Origin of the sequence: Thalassotalea sp. PP2-459 (assembly GCF_001913705.1) — a bacterium.
GTDB lineage: Bacteria > Pseudomonadota > Gammaproteobacteria > Enterobacterales > Alteromonadaceae > Thalassotalea_C > Thalassotalea_C hakodatensis.
The window spans coordinates 1-921 of sequence record NZ_MKQD01000082.1 but is presented as its reverse complement, the minus strand read 5'-3'; the positions used below and the strand labels follow the sequence as shown (position 1 = coordinate 921).

Here is a 921-nt window from a genome sequence, read left to right as displayed (position 1 = left end):
CTATTGATACCTCTGGTGCTGATTTAGGTGATTTACCTGCGCAACTTTTTGGCGGTGTTGATGTGTACAAGTCAGCAACAGCTGATAACACTGCGCAAGGTATTGCGGGTGCAATTGATTTAAAAACTCGTCGTCCGTTTGATATGGATGAAGGGTGGACTTTTGTTGCCGGCGCAGAAGCGGCACGTGGTTCAATTACCAAAGAAACTGACCCAACGTTCCATGGCTTAGCGGCATATAACGATGGCAAATTTGGTTTCTTAATTTCAGCAGTCACTCAAGATGTAACCCTTGCAACCGATTATAATGGTCATAACGATACCTCTGAAAACGGTGGTTTAGGCTGGACATCAAACAACTATGCGTGGAGTACTCCAGCAGAAGGCGCTGAATATCGCAACATTGTACCACACGGTTTTACCGCGTTTAATAAAACAGAAGAGCGTGAGCGTGATGCTGTTCAAGCGTCATTGCAAGTTGATTTAGGTGAAGGTTTTACAGTAACAGCAGATTACTTCTACACAAATCAAGATCGTTTTAATGCACGCTCTGGTATTAATCATAACAACCGTTGGCAAACCTTCGCACAGTATGCGTTTGCAACCAACTATACCGGTGATTCATACACCGATGGTGACGGCAATGAATGGCGTGGTGTTGATGCGTTCAAGATGCGCCCATACCGTTTACAGTCATTCACGCAAGTGAACGTTAATGAAGAAAAATCACGTAACTTTAACTTACAGTTAGATTATGACAATGGCGGTGCGTTAACTGGTCAAGTACGTTTCACTGATGCTACTGCGACAGCAAAAATGCGTCATGCCTACGGCGAAGGCGATATCATGAGTATCGATGAAGGTGCGTTGGTATTAGGCCCAGGTGGCTTTACCTCGGCTGAACACTGTACTAACGGTGAAG

General features: G+C 44.7%; 1 pseudogene. It reads left to right on the top strand.

Features of this window, described 5'->3' with window-relative positions:
• Positions 1 to 921: pseudogene (locus BI291_RS17205) on the top strand (TonB-dependent receptor); the annotation flags it as partial.